Origin of the sequence: Micromonospora coxensis, from assembly GCF_900090295.1 — a bacterium.
GTDB classification, from domain to species: domain Bacteria; phylum Actinomycetota; class Actinomycetes; order Mycobacteriales; family Micromonosporaceae; genus Micromonospora; species Micromonospora coxensis.
In genome coordinates this window covers 1523108-1537734 of the sequence record NZ_LT607753.1, presented here as the reverse complement: position 1 = coordinate 1537734, position 14627 = coordinate 1523108, and the positions used below count along the sequence as shown (strand labels likewise).

At 73.2% G+C, this 14627-nt stretch carries 10 protein-coding genes; 7 read left to right on the top strand and 3 right to left on the bottom strand.

From position 1 onward, the window contains the following. Positions 1-7: 7 nt before the first annotated feature. Positions 8-3238, bottom strand: a complete 3231-nt coding sequence (locus tag GA0070614_RS06755) for a penicillin acylase family protein (RefSeq protein WP_088975140.1) — start codon at positions 3236-3238, stop codon at positions 8-10. 137 nt (positions 3239-3375) lie between these two features. Between GA0070614_RS06755 and GA0070614_RS06750 the strand changes: the two genes are divergently transcribed. The 4 genes from GA0070614_RS06750 to GA0070614_RS06735 all read left to right on the top strand — a co-directional run bounded on the left by GA0070614_RS06750 (position 3376) and on the right by GA0070614_RS06735 (position 8877). After that, positions 3376-4707: a jacalin-like lectin gene (locus tag GA0070614_RS06750; RefSeq protein WP_088975139.1), complete on the top strand. Its 1332-nt coding sequence runs from the start codon at positions 3376-3378 to the stop codon at positions 4705-4707. 10 nt (positions 4708-4717) lie between these two features. Further along, entirely contained in the window at positions 4718-6712 is a 1995-nt protein-coding gene (uvrC, locus tag GA0070614_RS06745) for an excinuclease ABC subunit UvrC (RefSeq protein WP_088975138.1), read from the top strand. A gap of 26 nt (positions 6713-6738) precedes the next feature. After that, positions 6739-7269, top strand: a complete 531-nt coding sequence (locus tag GA0070614_RS06740) for a nucleotidyltransferase family protein (RefSeq protein ID WP_231933564.1) — start codon at positions 6739-6741, stop codon at positions 7267-7269. 231 nt (positions 7270-7500) lie between these two features. Further along, positions 7501-8877 carry a glycosyltransferase gene (locus GA0070614_RS06735; protein WP_231933563.1) on the top strand — a complete coding sequence of 459 codons (1377 nt, stop codon included), beginning with the start codon at positions 7501-7503 and terminating at the stop codon, positions 8875-8877. A gap of 137 nt (positions 8878-9014) precedes the next feature. Here the strand turns inward: GA0070614_RS06735 and recQ are convergent, their stop codons facing one another. Next, on the bottom strand, positions 9015-10856 hold the full coding sequence (gene recQ, locus GA0070614_RS06730) for a DNA helicase RecQ (protein WP_088975135.1): 1842 nt from the start codon (positions 10854-10856) through the stop codon (positions 9015-9017). 85 nt (positions 10857-10941) lie between these two features. Beyond that, on the bottom strand, positions 10942-11280 hold the full coding sequence (locus GA0070614_RS06725) for a hypothetical protein (protein WP_088975134.1): 339 nt from the start codon (positions 11278-11280) through the stop codon (positions 10942-10944). A 290-nt stretch (positions 11281-11570) separates the two neighbouring features. Between GA0070614_RS06725 and rapZ the strand changes: the two genes are divergently transcribed. The 3 genes from rapZ to whiA are packed head-to-tail and all read left to right on the top strand — an operon-like array spanning position 11571 to position 14416. Further along, the gene (gene rapZ / locus GA0070614_RS06720; RefSeq protein ID WP_408630761.1) at positions 11571-12419 is read left to right on the top strand and encodes an RNase adapter RapZ; all 849 of its coding nucleotides are present in this window, start codon (positions 11571-11573) and stop codon (positions 12417-12419) included. Then, a complete protein-coding gene (locus GA0070614_RS06715) occupies positions 12419-13381 on the top strand; it encodes a gluconeogenesis factor YvcK family protein (protein WP_088975132.1) in 963 nt (320 codons plus the stop codon). The genes rapZ and GA0070614_RS06715 overlap by 1 nt, the downstream gene beginning before the upstream one ends. A 54-nt stretch (positions 13382-13435) precedes the next feature. After that, entirely contained in the window at positions 13436-14416 is a 981-nt protein-coding gene (gene whiA, locus GA0070614_RS06710) for a DNA-binding protein WhiA (protein ID WP_076467662.1), read from the top strand. The last annotated feature ends 211 nt before the right edge of the window (positions 14417-14627 follow it).

The window sequence follows — 14627 nt, the reverse complement described above, 5'->3', positions numbered from 1 at the left end:
TCACCGGTCAGCGGGCGTACACCGCCAGCTCCCAGAGCGAGTAGCCGTACGAGGTGGCCCGGGTGAGCCCGCGCACGCGGACGTACCGGGCGTTCTGGGCCGGGAACGCCACCGCGTCGGTGCCGCCGTCGCCGGCGGTGGTCGACCAGACCGCGCGCCAGGCGCCGCCGTCGGAGGAGACCTCGATCCGGTACGACCGGGCGTACGCCGCCTCCCAGGCCAGCACCACCCGGCCGACCTGCCGGGCCGAGCCGAGGTCGACGGTGAGCCACTGGTCGTCGGACCAGGCGCTCGCCCAGCGGGTGCCGAGGTCGGAGTCGACCGCCCGGCCGGGGCCGCGCAGGAACTCGCTGCTGGACGCCGTGGCCGGCCGGCCGGCGGCGAGGTTGGTCAGGTCGTCGCCCCGGCGGGCCGGGAACGAGACCACCTGCTGGTAGGTCGGCCGGTTCTGCCAGGCGATCGTGGCGTGCCTGATGCCGCCCAGCGGGGACTGGACGATCGCGTCGGCGCACCACTGGTCGCCGGCCGCGCAGGAGGCGTCGCCGGGGTACGTCGTGCTCGCCGGGGTGCCCGCCGCGGCGCGCAGGGTGTCGAGCAGGATCTGCCGGCAGCCGGCCAGGTCACCGCCGCCGCAGAAGGTCCGGCCGGGCCCGCCGCGGACCGGGTCGCCGAGCACCGCGCGCAGGTCCTTGTCCACGTAGCCCCACCAGCCGTACTGGAACGCCGATCCCTTGTGCGCCTGGGCCTCGTTGGCGGAGCTGGGCAGGTTCGACACGTCGCCCTGCTGGTGACCGGAGGGGGACTCGTTGATCTGCAGGGCGTTGACCAGCGACTGGTAGAGGTCCGCGCCGAGCGGCGCCCGGAACATCCCCCGGACCAGCAGCGGCCACCAGGCGTCGAAGGTGCGGATCGCCTCCGCGTGCCGGTAGACCTTGCTGCCCCGGGCGGTCTCCACCCGCAGCGCGCCGGCCTGCCGCCACGCCTTGAGCCGGCTGATCTCGGTGGCCAGCGCGGGGTCGGCGACGGGCTGGCTCTCCAGCACCCGGATCAGTTCGTCGAGCACCTCGGCGCCGCGCAGGTCGGTCAGGCCGGCCTGCTGCACCAGCGCGGTCAGCGAGGCCCGGTCGAAGGTGCGTCCGGCCGCGACGGCCGCCTTCATCGGCCGGTCGAGCAGGTCGCCGCGGTGCACCGCGCCGAAGCTGAAGTTGCCGTCGGCGGCGCCGAAGTCCTTGGCCTGCTTGTTGTTCCAGCTGATGTAGTAGTCCTGGTCGACCGAGCGGGGGTGGGCGGCCAGCGGGGCGTACGCGGCGGTGTTCGTCACCGGGTCGTAGCCCTGCCACTCGTACGCGGCCCGCATCGGCAGGTTCGGGTCGGCGCCGGCGGCGCGTACCGGGTTGAGCCCGGAGTTGAAGTACGCCGACTGGGTGGAGTTGACGTAGAACCAGTTGAAGGCGTACTCGACGTGGTGCGCGGCGGTGACGAAGGCGTCGGCGCTGCCCATCTGCGCCGGGTCGTTGAACATCTGGAAGCCGATCGCCGAGTCGGCCTCGTGCCGGTACGTGGAGCGCAGTTGGGTGAAGGCGTGCGGCCGGCCGCCCACCGTGCCCCGCCAGGCGACCAGCCCGAGGTTGGTGCGCCGGGCGACGAGCTTGTACGACCCGGCGGGCGTGCCGTCGGCGACGGTCGGGCTCCACCGGTTGACGTGCGAGATCTCCTCCATGGGCAGGCAGGAGCCCCGGTACAGGTAGCGGTTGCTGGCCAGGGTCGGCGCGCTGCCGTCGGTGGTGCACAGCGGCAGCGCGTACGTGTCGGTGATGTCGTGGACCGAGGAGGTGGCGCTCCAGGCGTAGTCCTGCCCGCGTCCGAGCAGCACGTAGAGGTTGAGCCCGGCGAACGCGGCGCCTCGGGCGCTGATCCCCGGGCCCTGCAACTCCTGCACCATCAGCAGCTGCGGCGAGAAGTAGCCGGTCTGCGGGCCGAAGACGGCGATCGGGTGGCCGGTGGCGGAGTGCGCGGCGTTGACCACGACCGCGTTGGACATGCCCCGCTGCTGCCGGGAGAGGGTCAGCCCGGACAGGGCGGCGGCCAGCTCCGCGGAGCGGGAGGTGACGGCGGTCGTGGTGGCGGCCGAGCCGGTGGGGTCGGTGAACACCGGTTCCACCCGGGCGGTGCCGGCGTCCGGGAGCACCACGCTGGCGGCGTCCGGTGCGGCGGCGCCGTACGGGAAGCTCTGCCCGTCGTGCAGGGTGAGCACGGCCTCCGGGTCGTTCTGGGCCCGGAAGCCCTGCCACACCTTGTCGCCCTCGACGGCGCCGTAGCGGGCGCGGGCGGCGATGCGCACCAGCGCCGACTGCATCTCGGTGCCGCCTCCGCCGCCGAACAGGCCGCCGACCACGCCGGCGATGGCGATCAGGTCGGTCATCTGGAACGGCTGCGGGCCACCGGCGTTGGTGATCGCGTCGAGGTGGCCGGTGAGGACGTACTCGCCGGGGCAGTTCCGGTTGGCCATGCAGTGGCGGATGTAGGCGTTGATGCCGGCGATGTACTCCTGCACGTCGGCGTAGAGCTGCTCGCCGCGCGCGCCGCCCCTGGTGCGCAGCGCCTCGACCTGCGTCCGCAGGTCCGCCTCGGTGTACGGCGAGTTGCGCCAGACGCTCTGTTCGAGGGCGCGGTTGCCCGGCGCGCCGCCGGCGAACGGGGTGAGGGTGCCCCGGCCGACGTGTCGCAGCAGGTCCATGGTGAACAGCCGGTCCTCGGCCCCGGCGTAGCCGGCGCCGTACATGGTGCCGCCGCGGGTGGTGCCGGTGATGTGCGGGACGCCGGTGGCCCTGTCCCGCAGGATCCGCACGTCGGAGCGGGGGGAGTAGTCCCGTTCGACCTGGGTCGGCGGCACCCCGAAGGAGGCGTCGTGGAAGAAGGAGCCGATCTGGTCCTGCTTCAGCCCGGCGTAGGAGTAGACCAGGTCGGCGTAGCGGCCGAGCTGGTCGGCGGAGTGCCGGGGCAGGGTGCCGACGGACTGGTTGCCGAGGATCTCGACCAGGGTGGCGTTGCCGTTCTGGCCCGGCGGCAGGATGTCGGCGCACTCGCCGAGGCAGTAGTCGTCGGGGGCGAAGGAGGTGGTCGCGGCGGCGGGGGCGGCGGACGCCGGGGTGGGGGAGGCGACCAGGACGGCGGCCACCAGGATGCCGGCGCCCAGGCCGGCGAGCAGACGGCGGGTGGTGGTGGGGGGACGGTGCATGGTGATCCTCCGAGGGGGTGGGGATCAGTGCGGGGAGCATTACACGAAGAACATTCGGATACCGGATGGTAACGTTCCCGGGCAGCACATCGGAAGTGGTCGATAGCCCTGATCGCTGCGTCCAGAGAGGACGACGGATGACGCCCGTACGCCTGCTCGCCGCCGCGGTGGCCCTCGCCACCCTGGCCACCGTCCCGACGCCCGTCGCCGCAGCCGGGTCCGCGCCGGTCGCCCCCACCTCCGGCGCCTTCTCCGTGCTCACCTACAACGTCGCCGGGCTGCCCGAACCGCTCTCCGGCGGCGACCCGGCCACCAACACCCGGCCCATCGGCGAGCGGCTCGGCGGCTACGACGTGGTGCACGTCCAGGAGGACTTCAACTACCACGCCGACCTCTACGCCGCCGACCGGCACCCGTACCGCACCCCGACCAGCGGGGGCGTGCCCTTCGGCGACGGTCTGAACACGCTGTCGCACCTGGCGTACCGCGACTTCGCCCGGGTGAGGTGGAACAGGTGCAACGGCACCGACTGCCTGACCCCGAAGGGCTTCACGTACTCCCGGATCCGGCTGGCCGAGGGCGTCCTCGTCGACTTCTACAACGTGCACACCAACGCCGGCAGCACCGAGGCCGACCTGGCCGCCCGTCGCGCCAACCTGGCCCAGCTCTCCGCGTACATCGGGACGCACTCCGCCGGCACCGCGGTGGTCGTGATGGGGGACCTGAACGTCCGGTACACCCGCACCGGCGACACCATCCGCGAACTGGTGGCCGCCCACGGCCTCACCGACGCCTGGGTACGACAGGAGCGCGGCGGGGACCCACCGGCTGCCGGCGATCCGGCGCTGGTCTGCGACCCGGCGAACGTCACCGACGCCTGCGAGGTGGTCGACAAGATCCTCTACCGGGGCAGCCGGCTGGTCCGGCTCGACCTGGTGCGCTACCACAACGCGCACGCCCGGTTCCTGACCCCGGCCGGCGGTCCGCTCTCCGACCACTACCCGCACGCCGCCTGGTTCGACTGGACGCTCGACGCGGGGTTGCGGGCCGGCGACCCCTGGGGCGGCCCGCACGGCACGCCGTTCACCGACGTCGAGCTGGTGGGCGCACCGGTCACCCGGGTGTCGCTGCGCGCCGGGTCCCGGCTCGACCAGATCGGCGTCGACCTCGCCGACGGCGCCGCGCCGCGCCACGGCGGGACCGGTGGCACCGCCGCCGCCCTCGACCTGGCCGACGGCGAGCACGTCACCCGGGTCACCCTCACCCAGGGGCAGAAGGACGGCCGGACCAGGATCTTCTCCGCCCGGTTCACCACCAACCGGGGCCGTACCCTCGCCGGCGGCACCCCGACCTCGGCGGCGGTGACCTTCACCGCGCCACCCGGCGGGCGGCTGGCCGGCTTCCACGGCCGCAGCGGCTCCGAGGTCGACCAGCTCGGCGTGATCTGGAGTGTCGGGGCCAGCGGATAGTCTCGGAACCGTGGCAGATCCCTCGACCTACCGTCCCGCGCCCGGCACCATCCCCGAGTCACCGGGGGTCTACCGGTTCCGCGACGGCACCGGCCGGGTGATCTACGTCGGCAAGGCGAAGAACCTGCGCAGCCGGCTCAACTCCTACTTCGCCGACCTGTGGGGGCTGCACCAGCGCACCCAGCAGATGGTCACCACCGCCGAGTCGGTGGACTGGGTCACCGTCGGCACCGAGGTCGAGGCGCTCCAGCTCGAGTACACCTGGATCAAGCAGTACGACCCGCGCTTCAACGTCCGCTACCGCGACGACAAGTCCTACCCCTACCTCGCGGTCACCCTCGACGAGGAGTACCCGCGCCTGCAGGTGATGCGCGGCGCCAAGCGCAAGGGGGTGCGCTACTTCGGGCCGTACTCGCACGCCTGGGCGATCCGCGAGACGCTGGACCTGCTGCTGCGGGTCTTCCCGGCGCGGACCTGCTCCTCCGGGGTGTTCAAGCGGGCCGGCCAGGTCGGCCGGCCGTGCCTGCTCGGCTACATCGGCAAGTGCTCCGCGCCCTGCGTCGGCACCGTCTCCGCCGAGCGGCACCGGGAGATCGTCGACGACTTCTGCGACTTCATGGCCGGCCGCACCGACACCATGGTCCGCAAGCTGGAACGCGAGATGATCGAGGCCAGCGAGCAGCTGGAGTTCGAGCGGGCGGCCCGGCTGCGCGACGACGTGGCCGCGCTGCGCCGGGCCATGGAGAAGCAGACCGTGGTGCTCGGCGACGGCACCGACGCCGACGTGGTGGCCTTCGCCGACGATCCGCTCGAAGCCGCCGTCCAGGTGTTCCACGTCCGTGACGGCCGGGTGCGCGGCCAGCGCGGCTGGGTGGTGGAGAAGACCGAGGAGCTGACCACCGGCGACCTGGTGCACCACTTCTGCACCCAGGTCTACGGCGGCGAGCAGGGCGAGTCGGACGTCCCCCGGGAGCTGCTCGTGCCCGAGCTGCCGGCCGACGCCGACGCCCTCTCCGACTGGCTCGCCACCCGCCGGGGCAGCCGGGTCGCGCTGCGGGTGCCGCAGCGCGGCGACAAGAAATCGCTGCTGGAGACCGTCGAGCGCAACGCGAGGGACGCCCTGGCCCGGCACAAGCTCAAGCGGGCCGGCGACCTGACCACCCGCAGCAAGGCCCTCGACGAGATCAGCGACGCGCTGGGCATGCGCACCTCGCCGCTGCGCATCGAGTGCTTCGACGTCTCGCAGATCCAGGGCACCGACGTGGTGGCCAGCATGGTCGTCTTCGAGGACGGGTTGCCGCGCAAGGCCGAGTACCGCCGCTTCATCGTCCGGGGCGCCACCGACGACCTCTCCGCCATGTCCGAGGTGCTGCGCCGCCGCTTCGCCCGCTACCTCGACGCCCGGGCCGAGACCGGGGAGATCGGCGAGGAGACCGCCGGCGACCCGGACCGTCCCGGCGGCGAGGACGCCGCCGCGCTCGAGTCCGACGAGCCGCGCGTCGGCGCCCTCGTCGACCCTCTCACCGGTCGGCCGCGCAAGTTCGCGTACCCGCCGCAGCTGGTGGTGGTCGACGGCGGCGCGCCGCAGGTGGCCGCCGCCGCCCAGGCCCTGGCCGAGCTGGGCATCGACGACGTGGCGCTCTGCGGGCTGGCCAAGCGGTTGGAGGAGGTCTGGCTGCCCGACGACGAGTACCCGGTCATCCTGCCGCGCACCTCCGAAGGGCTCTACCTGCTGCAACGCGTCCGCGACGAGGCGCACCGCTTCGCCATCACCTTCCACCGGCAGCGGCGCTCGAAGCGGATGACCGAGTCGGCGCTGGACAACGTCCCCGGCCTCGGTGAGGTGCGCCGCAAGGCGCTGCTGCGGCACTTCGGCTCGCTCAAGCGGCTCTCCGCCGCCACCGTCGAGGAGATCACCGAGGTGCCCGGAGTGGGGCGGCGGACCGCCGAGGCCATCCTCGCCGCCCTCGACGGGGACACCGCGAGGGCCACGGCCGCGGAGTGAGCGTGGTCAGGAGCGCCCGGGACGTGGTGGGCGTGATCGAGTCGGACCCGGGAGCGATGGCGGTCCTTCGGGCCACGGCCGACCTCGGACTACCGGACTGGTGGATCGGTGCCGGCTTCGTCCGCAACCGGGTGTGGGACGCGATCAGCGATCTCCCGTTCGCACCGGAGCGCGACGTGGACGTCGCCTACTTCGACCCGGACGAGCGGGACCCACGCGAGGACGAACGCGCCGAAGCCCGGGCCAGGAAGGCCCTGCCCGGGGTGCCGTGGGAGATCCGTAATCAGGCACGGATGCATCTGCGCAATGGCGACGAGCCCTACACGTCCGCCCTGGACGCGATGTCACGCTGGCCGGAAACGGCGACCTGCGTCGCGGTCACCCTGCGGGGCGACTCTGTTCGCCTGATGTCCTGCCACGGTCTGGCCGACCTGGTGGGAATGGTCGTCCGCCCCTCTCCGGCCTTCGCCGACGCAGCGGGTCGGGCGAAGGTACGGCGCCGCGTGGAGGCCAAGGGGTGGCAGGACCGATGGCCCGGCCTGCGGCTGGAGATCTAGCGCTGACGCCGAGCGGAGGAAGGGTGGCCCCGACGGGACGTCCTCTTTCCGGCGACGAATTGTGGGCGTTGAGCGACCTGCCCGGACGAACGTGAGCGTTGTCCGCGCGGGACGGCGGCCCGGGTCGTCCGCGTTCCGCGCGCTCGGATTCCTGCCAGTGTCCGGGTTTTCGCTCGGGCCCGCCGACGATGCTCGACCCGGTGTCGAATGGCCGGGCTCGACAGGATGTGAATGCCGAAAAAGAAAAGGCAAGGAGATCGAACTCCCTGCCACTCTCAACTTATACCGCACCCGGGGGCTTGCGGCAAGACCGGGGCACTGCCGCAGAATCGGCGGCCGGAAGCAATGACCTGCGGAAACGGGAGTCCCGAAGTGCGAGTGCTGTTGACGACATGGGGATCGCGCGGAGATGTGGAACCGTTGGTGGGACTGGCGGTGGCGCTGCGGGAAATCGGCGTTCAGGCGCGAATCTGCGCGCCGCCGGACGAGGAGTTCGCCGCGCTGCTGGCTCGGGCCGGTGTTCCGCTGGTGCCGCTCGGCCCGACGGTGCGCTCGGTGGTTGCCGGGCCCAGGCGGCCGACGGTGGAGGACGCGTTCCGACTCGCTTCCGAACTGGTGGCCGCCCGATTCGAGACGCTCACCACGGCTGCCGAGGGATGCGACGCGCTGCTGGCAACCGGCCTGATGCCGGCCGGCGCGCGGGACGTCGCGGAGAAACTGGGCATCCCCTACATGTACGCGTGCTTCCACATCTTCGGACTGCCGTCGCGGCGCTTCCCTCCCGGGGCACGACCGGGCCGGCAGTCGTCGCCGGACGAGACGGACAACCGGGTGCTGTGGGAGCAGGACGCCCAGCGGGTCAACGCGTTGTACGGGGAGGCGCTGAACAGCCATCGAGCGGCGATCGGCCTGCCGCCGGTGGACAACGTCCGCGATCACGTCTTCACGGCTCGGCCGTGGCTGGCGGCGGACGCGACGCTGTGTCCGTCGGAGGGCATGACCGACCTCGACATCGTGCAGAGCGGCGGGTGGATCCTGCCCGACGACCGTCCGCTCCCCGACGGGCTGGAGGCCTTCCTCGGCGCGGGCGCGTCACCGGTGTACGTGGGCTTCGGCAGCATGGCCGCGTACGCCCCGGAAGGCATCGCCCGGACCGCCATCGAGGCGTGCCGCGCGCACGGCCGCCGCGTGCTCCTCGCCCGCGGCTGGGCGGACCTGGCCCCGATCGACGGCGCTGACGACTGCTTCGTCGTCGGCGAGGTCAACCAGCAGGCACTGTTCCCGCGGGTGGCCGCCGTCGTGCACCACGGCGGGGCCGGCACCACCACGACGGCGGCCCGGGCCGGCGCGCCGCAGGTGGTGGTTCCCCGGATCGCCGACCAGCCCTACTGGGCAGCCCGAGTGGCCGAGTTGGGCATCGGCTCGGCTCACGAGGACCCGACGCCCACCGTCGACTCCCTGTCCGCCGCACTCGCCACGGCCCTGCGGCCTGACACCGGCGCGCGAGCGCGGGCCGTGGCCGGCACGATCCGCACCGACGGGGCGAGGGTGGCCGCAGAACTGCTCCGTGACGCCGTCACCCGGGAACGGCCGCCCGTCGCCGGCTGAACCGCCGCCGCACCGACCGCGCGTCGGGCCCGGCGTGTCGGGGTGGTCGCACCGGGGTTGCCGCCACCGCCGGCAAGTCCCGCTCGAACAGCAGACGGAGGGCCGGCGCCCGCACGGGGTCGGCCCTCCGTCGTGCGTCACGCCTCGGCGACCACGGCCAGGATCGCCTCCCCGTACTTGGCGAGCTTGTTCTCCCCGACGCCGTTGATCCGGGACAGCTCGACCAGCGAGGCCGGCGCGTCCGTCGCGATCTGCCGCAGCGTCGCGTCGTGGAAGATCACGTACGCCGGCACGCCCTGCTCCTTGGCGGTCGCCGCCCGCCAGCCGCGCAGCCGTTCGAACAGCGACGTGGCCTCGGGGGACAGCTCGGCGACCACGGTGGCGGCCCCGCGCGGCTTCGCCGACCGGCCCGACGCCACCTTCTCCGGCTCCCGGCGCATGGTGACCGCCCGGCGGCGGCCCAGCACCTCCGCGCTGGCCTCGGTCAGCGCCAGCGTGCCGTAGTCGCCCTCGACGGCGAGCAGCCCCTCGGCGAGCAGCTGCCGGACCACCCCGCGCCACTCCGCCTCGCGCAGTTCGGTGCCGATGCCGAAGGTGCTCAACGCGTCGTGGCCGTACTGGGTGATCTTGTCGGTCTGCCGGCCGAGCAGGATGTCGACGCAGTGCCCCGCGCCGAAGCGCTGGTTGCGCTCGCGGTCCAGCCGGTAGACGGTGGAGAGCAGTTTCTGCGCCGCGACCGTGCCGTCCCAGGTCTCCGGCGGGGTGAGGCAGGTGTCGCAGTTGCCGCAGCCGGCCGTCCCGGTCTCGCCGAAGTACTCCAGCAACTGCACCCGGCGGCAGCGGACCGTCTCGCACAGCGCCAGCATCGCGTCGAGGTGGGTGGCGAGGTTGCGCCGGTGGGCCAGGTCCCCGTCGGACGTCTCGATCATCTTGCGTTGCTGCACCACGTCCTGCAGCCCGTAGGCGAGCCAGGCGGTCGACGGCAGCCCGTCCCGGCCGGCCCGGCCGGTCTCCTGGTAGTAGCCCTCGACCGACTTGGGCAGGTCGAGGTGGGCGACGAACCGGACGTCCGGCTTGTCGATGCCCATCCCGAACGCGATCGTCGCCACCATGACCAGGCCGTCCTCGCGCAGGAAGCGCTGCTGGTTGGCGGCGCGGGTGCCGGCGTCCAGGCCGGCGTGGTACGGCAGCGCGGCGACGCCGTTGGCGACCAGGAACTCGGCGGTCTTCTCCACCGAGGCCCGGGACAGGCAGTAGACGATCCCGGCGTCGCCCGGGTGCTCGTCGCGCAGCAGGCCGAGCAACTGCTTGCGCGGCTCCCGCTTCGGCACGATCCGGTACTGGATGTTGGGCCGGTCGAAGCTGGCCACGAAGTGCCGCGCCTCGGTGAGCTTGAGCCGGGTGGCGATCTCCGCCCGGGTGGCGCTGGTCGCGGTGGCGGTCAGCGCGATGCGGGGGACGTCCGGCCAGCGTTCGTGCAGCATCGACAGGGCCAGGTAGTCGGGGCGGAAGTCGTGCCCCCACTGCGAGACGCAGTGCGCCTCGTCGATCGCGAACAGGCTGATCCGGCCCCGGTCCAGCAGCTGCTGCGCGCCCCGGGTGCCCAGCGCCTCGGGAGCGAGGTAGAGCAGGTCCAGTTCGCCGGCGACGAACGCCCGCTCGACCTGGCGGCGGGCGTCGAGATCCTGCGTCGAGTTGAGGAAACCGGCCCGTACGCCGACCGCGGTCAGCGCGTCGACCTGGTCCTGCATCAGCGCGATCAGCGGCGACACCACCACCGCGACACCGTCGCGGACCAGGGCCGGGATCTGGTAGCACAGCGACTTGCCGCCGCCGGTCGGCATCAGCACCAGCGCGTCGCCGCCGGCCACCACGTGGTCGATGACCTCCCGCTGGAAGCCGCGGAAGGCGTCGTAGCCGAAGACCCGGTTGAGCACCCGCAGGGCGTCGGAGGTGCGCGTCTCGGTGGGGGAGGTCACCCGGGGAGTCTACGAGCCGACCCCGACACCGCCGCCCGCGCCGACCCGCCGGGCCCGGACGCGTCGGGCCCGGCGGGCCACCCGGTCAGTCCATCGACCGGTTGGCCAGCGCGCGCGGCGGGGCCTTCATCCCCACCACGATGTCGACGATCTCGATGTACCTGGCCTTGTTGCCCATCCGGAACGCGGTCGCCGCCGCGTTGATCTCCTCCAGGGTGTCGGCCTCGACCATGGTCACCTGGTCGTACCGGCCGTTGACCCCGGTGCAGACGACGTGGGTCAGCTGCTTGGCGAACTTCGCCAGGTCGCGGGCGTGCTCGGCGGACACCTCGTGGATGCCCTCCCGCCCGAGGGCGAAGTACTCGGGGCTGATCCGCATGAACAGGAAGCCGACGTACTTGTTCCTGTCCGCGAGATCGTGCATGGCGTCTCCTCTGCGCTCGGCCTGACCTGCAATGATCGCAGAGAGTGTATTAACGATCACTGATCGTTATCAAGGGGGCGGGTGGTGTCGGGGAGACGACGCGCCGCCGTCCCGACGGGCGAGCGACGATCGACCCCACCCGCCGGGATAGAGTCGTGGGTCGACCATGCGCGGCCGGGGGACCAGGCCCGGCGCCACGGACACCGGGGGTTGCGGGAGTGAGCGAGGCGCGGACTGCCGACGGGTACGCCCCGGGCGACGGCACGGCGACGGCGGAGTCGGACACCTCGCTGGTGGTGGTCACCGGCCTGTCCGGCGGCGGCCGCAGCACCGTGGCCCGGGCGCTGGAGAACGTCGGGTACTACGTGGTGGACAACCTGCCCCAGGCGCTGCTGCTGGACATGGCCGAGCTGGCGGTCAAGGCCGGCGGGGCCGCCCGGCGCACCGCGATGGTGCTCGACGTGCGCTCGCGGGCCTTCTCCACCGACCTGGCCGGGGCGATCCGGGAGCTGAAGGAGCGCGGCTTCTCGCCCCGGGTGATCTTCGTCGACGCCGACGACGAGGTGCTGATCCGCCGGTTCGAGAGCGTGCGGCGCTCGCACCCGTTGCAGGGGGAGGGGCGGCTGGCCGACGGCATCGCCGTGGAGCGTGGCCTGCTGGAGGAGGCCCGCGACCAGGCCGACGTGATCATCGACACCAGCCACCTCAACGTCAACCAGCTCCGCCGCCGCGTCGAGGAGCTGTTCGGCGGCGAGGACGCCCGCCGGCTGCGGGTCACCGTGATCTCCTTCGGCTTCAAGTACGGGCTGCCGCCGGACGCCGACTTCGTGCTCGACGCCCGGTTCCTGCCCAACCCGTACTGGGTGCCCGAGCTGCGCGAGCACACCGGGCGGGAGGAGGCGGTCAGCGCGTACGTGCTCGGCCAGGAGGGGGCGGACGCCTTCGTGTCGTCGTACGCCGACCTGGTCAACGCCACCACCGCCGGGTTCGAGCGGGAGGGGAAGCGCTACCTGACGGTGGCGGTCGGCTGCACCGGCGGCAAGCACCGCAGTGTCGCCATCGCCGAGGAACTCGCCGGCCGGCTGCGCCAGTCCGGGCTCGCCGCCAACGCGCAGCACCGGGACCTGGGGCGGGAGTAGTGGCGGCGACGAAGGTGGTCGCCTTCGGCGGAGGACACGGTCTCTCCGCCTCGCTGCGTGCCCTGCGGCACTGCACGGGAGAACTCGACCTGGACATCACCGCCGTGGTCACCGTCGGCGACGACGGCGGCTCCAGCGGCCGGCTGCGCGCCGAGCGCGGCGGCCTGCCCCCCGGCGACCTGCGGCAGGCCCTCGTCGCGCTGGCCGGCGACCACCCGGCCACCCGGCGCAGCGCCGGGCTGTTCCAGCACCGCTTCGCCGGTGACGGCGGCGACGGCCTGGCCGGGCACGCGGTGGGCAACCTGGTGCTCTGCGGCCTGATGGAGCAGCTCGGCGACCCGGTGGCCGCGCTGGAGCACGCCGGGGCGATGCTCGACGCGGTCGGCCGGGTGCTGCCGATGTCGCCGCAGCCGGTCGGCATCGAGGCCCGGGTACGCGGCGCCGATCCGGAGCGCCCCGGCGAGGTGCGCACCGTACGCGGGCAGCACCAGGTCGCGGTGACCACCGGCCGGGTGGAGTCGCTGCGGCTCACCCCGGACGCCCCGGTCGCCTGCGCCGAGGCGGTCGACGCCGTCGGCGGGGCGGACTGGCTGATCTTCGGCCCGGGCAGCTGGTACACCAGCGTGCTGCCGCACCTGCTGGTGCCCGGGCTGGCCGCCGCCATCGTCGCCAGCCCGGCCCGACGGCTGGTCACCCTCAACCTGGCGGCGGAGAAGGAGACCCTCGGGCTCTCCGTCGCCGACCACCTGGCCGCCCTGCACTGGTACCTTCCGCAGCTCACGGTCGACTTCGTGCTGGCCGATTCGAAGGCGGTGGGTGATCCCGAACCGGTCGCCCGTGCGGCAGAATCGCTGGGTGCCCGGCTGGTGCTCGCCCCCGTCGCCGTCGACGACGGCTCTGCCCGGCACGACCCTGCCGCCCTGGGCGCCGCGCTGGTGCCTGTCCTGGGCGCCGATCGTTAAGCACGTACGTAATCACCGGCGACACGCCGGTACCGGTCCGTGGAGGGGCGCACAATGGCGATGACGGCTGCGGTCAAGGACGAGCTGAGTCGGGTCGACGTGCCCAAGCCCTGCTGCCGACGGGCGGAGATGGCCGCGCTGCTCCGCTTCGCCGGCGGGCTGCACATCGTCTCCGGTCGGGTGGTGGTGGAGGCCGAGTTGGACACCGGGGCGGTGGCCCGGCGGCTGCGCCGGGAGATCGCCGAGGTGTACGGCTATCCCAGCGAGATCCACGTGCTCGCCTCGGGCGGGCTGCGCAAGGGCAGCCACTTCATCGTCCGGGTGGTCAAGGACGGCGAGGCGCTGGCCCGGCAGACCGGCCTGCTGGACGTGCGTGGCCGTCCGGTGCGGGGCCTGCCGCCGCACGTGGTGGCGGCGAACGTCTGCTGCGCGGTCTCGGCGTGGCGTGGCGCGTTCATGGCGCACGGCTCGCTGACCGAGCCGGGCCGCTCCAGCGCCCTGGAGATCACCTGCCCCGGCCCGGAGTCGGCGCTGGCCCTGGTCGGCGCGGCCCGCCGGATCGGCATCACCGCCAAGAACCGCGAGGTGCGCGGGGTGGACCGGGTGGTGGTCAAGGACGGCGACGCGATCGCCGCGCTGCTCACCCGCATCGGCGCGCACTCCAGTGTGCTGGCCTGGGAGGAGCGGCGGGTGCGCCGCGAGGTGCGGGCGACGGCCAACCGGCTGGCCAACTTCGACGACGCCAACCTGCGCCGGTCGGCGCGCGCGGCGGTGGCCGCCGCCGCCCGGGTGACCCGGGCGCTGGAGATCCTCGCCGACGACGCGCCGAACCACCTCACCTCGGCCGGGCGGCTGCGTCTGGAGCACCGGCAGGCCTCGCTGGAGGAGCTGGGCGCGCTGGCCGACCCGCCGCTGACCAAGGACGCCATCGCGGGCCGGATCCGCCGGTTGCTGGCGCTGGCCGACAAGCGCGCCCGTGACCTGGGCATCCCGGATACGGAAGCGGCCGTCACGCCGGACATGCTCGTGGTCTGATAGGACGGTGAGGGCCGGTGGCGCGAGTGGGGTCACCACCCGACGCTGCACGGCGCGGCACGCTCGGATAGGGTCGCTGCGTACGGCAAGGGGGCCGGCACAGGCACCCCTCGCCGTGCTCACCGCCTCGGGCGGTCAGGTCCTCCAGGACCGCGGCGGGGTGGCCGAGATGAACCGTCAACGGCCGGCTCCAACGGTCGGCGCACACACC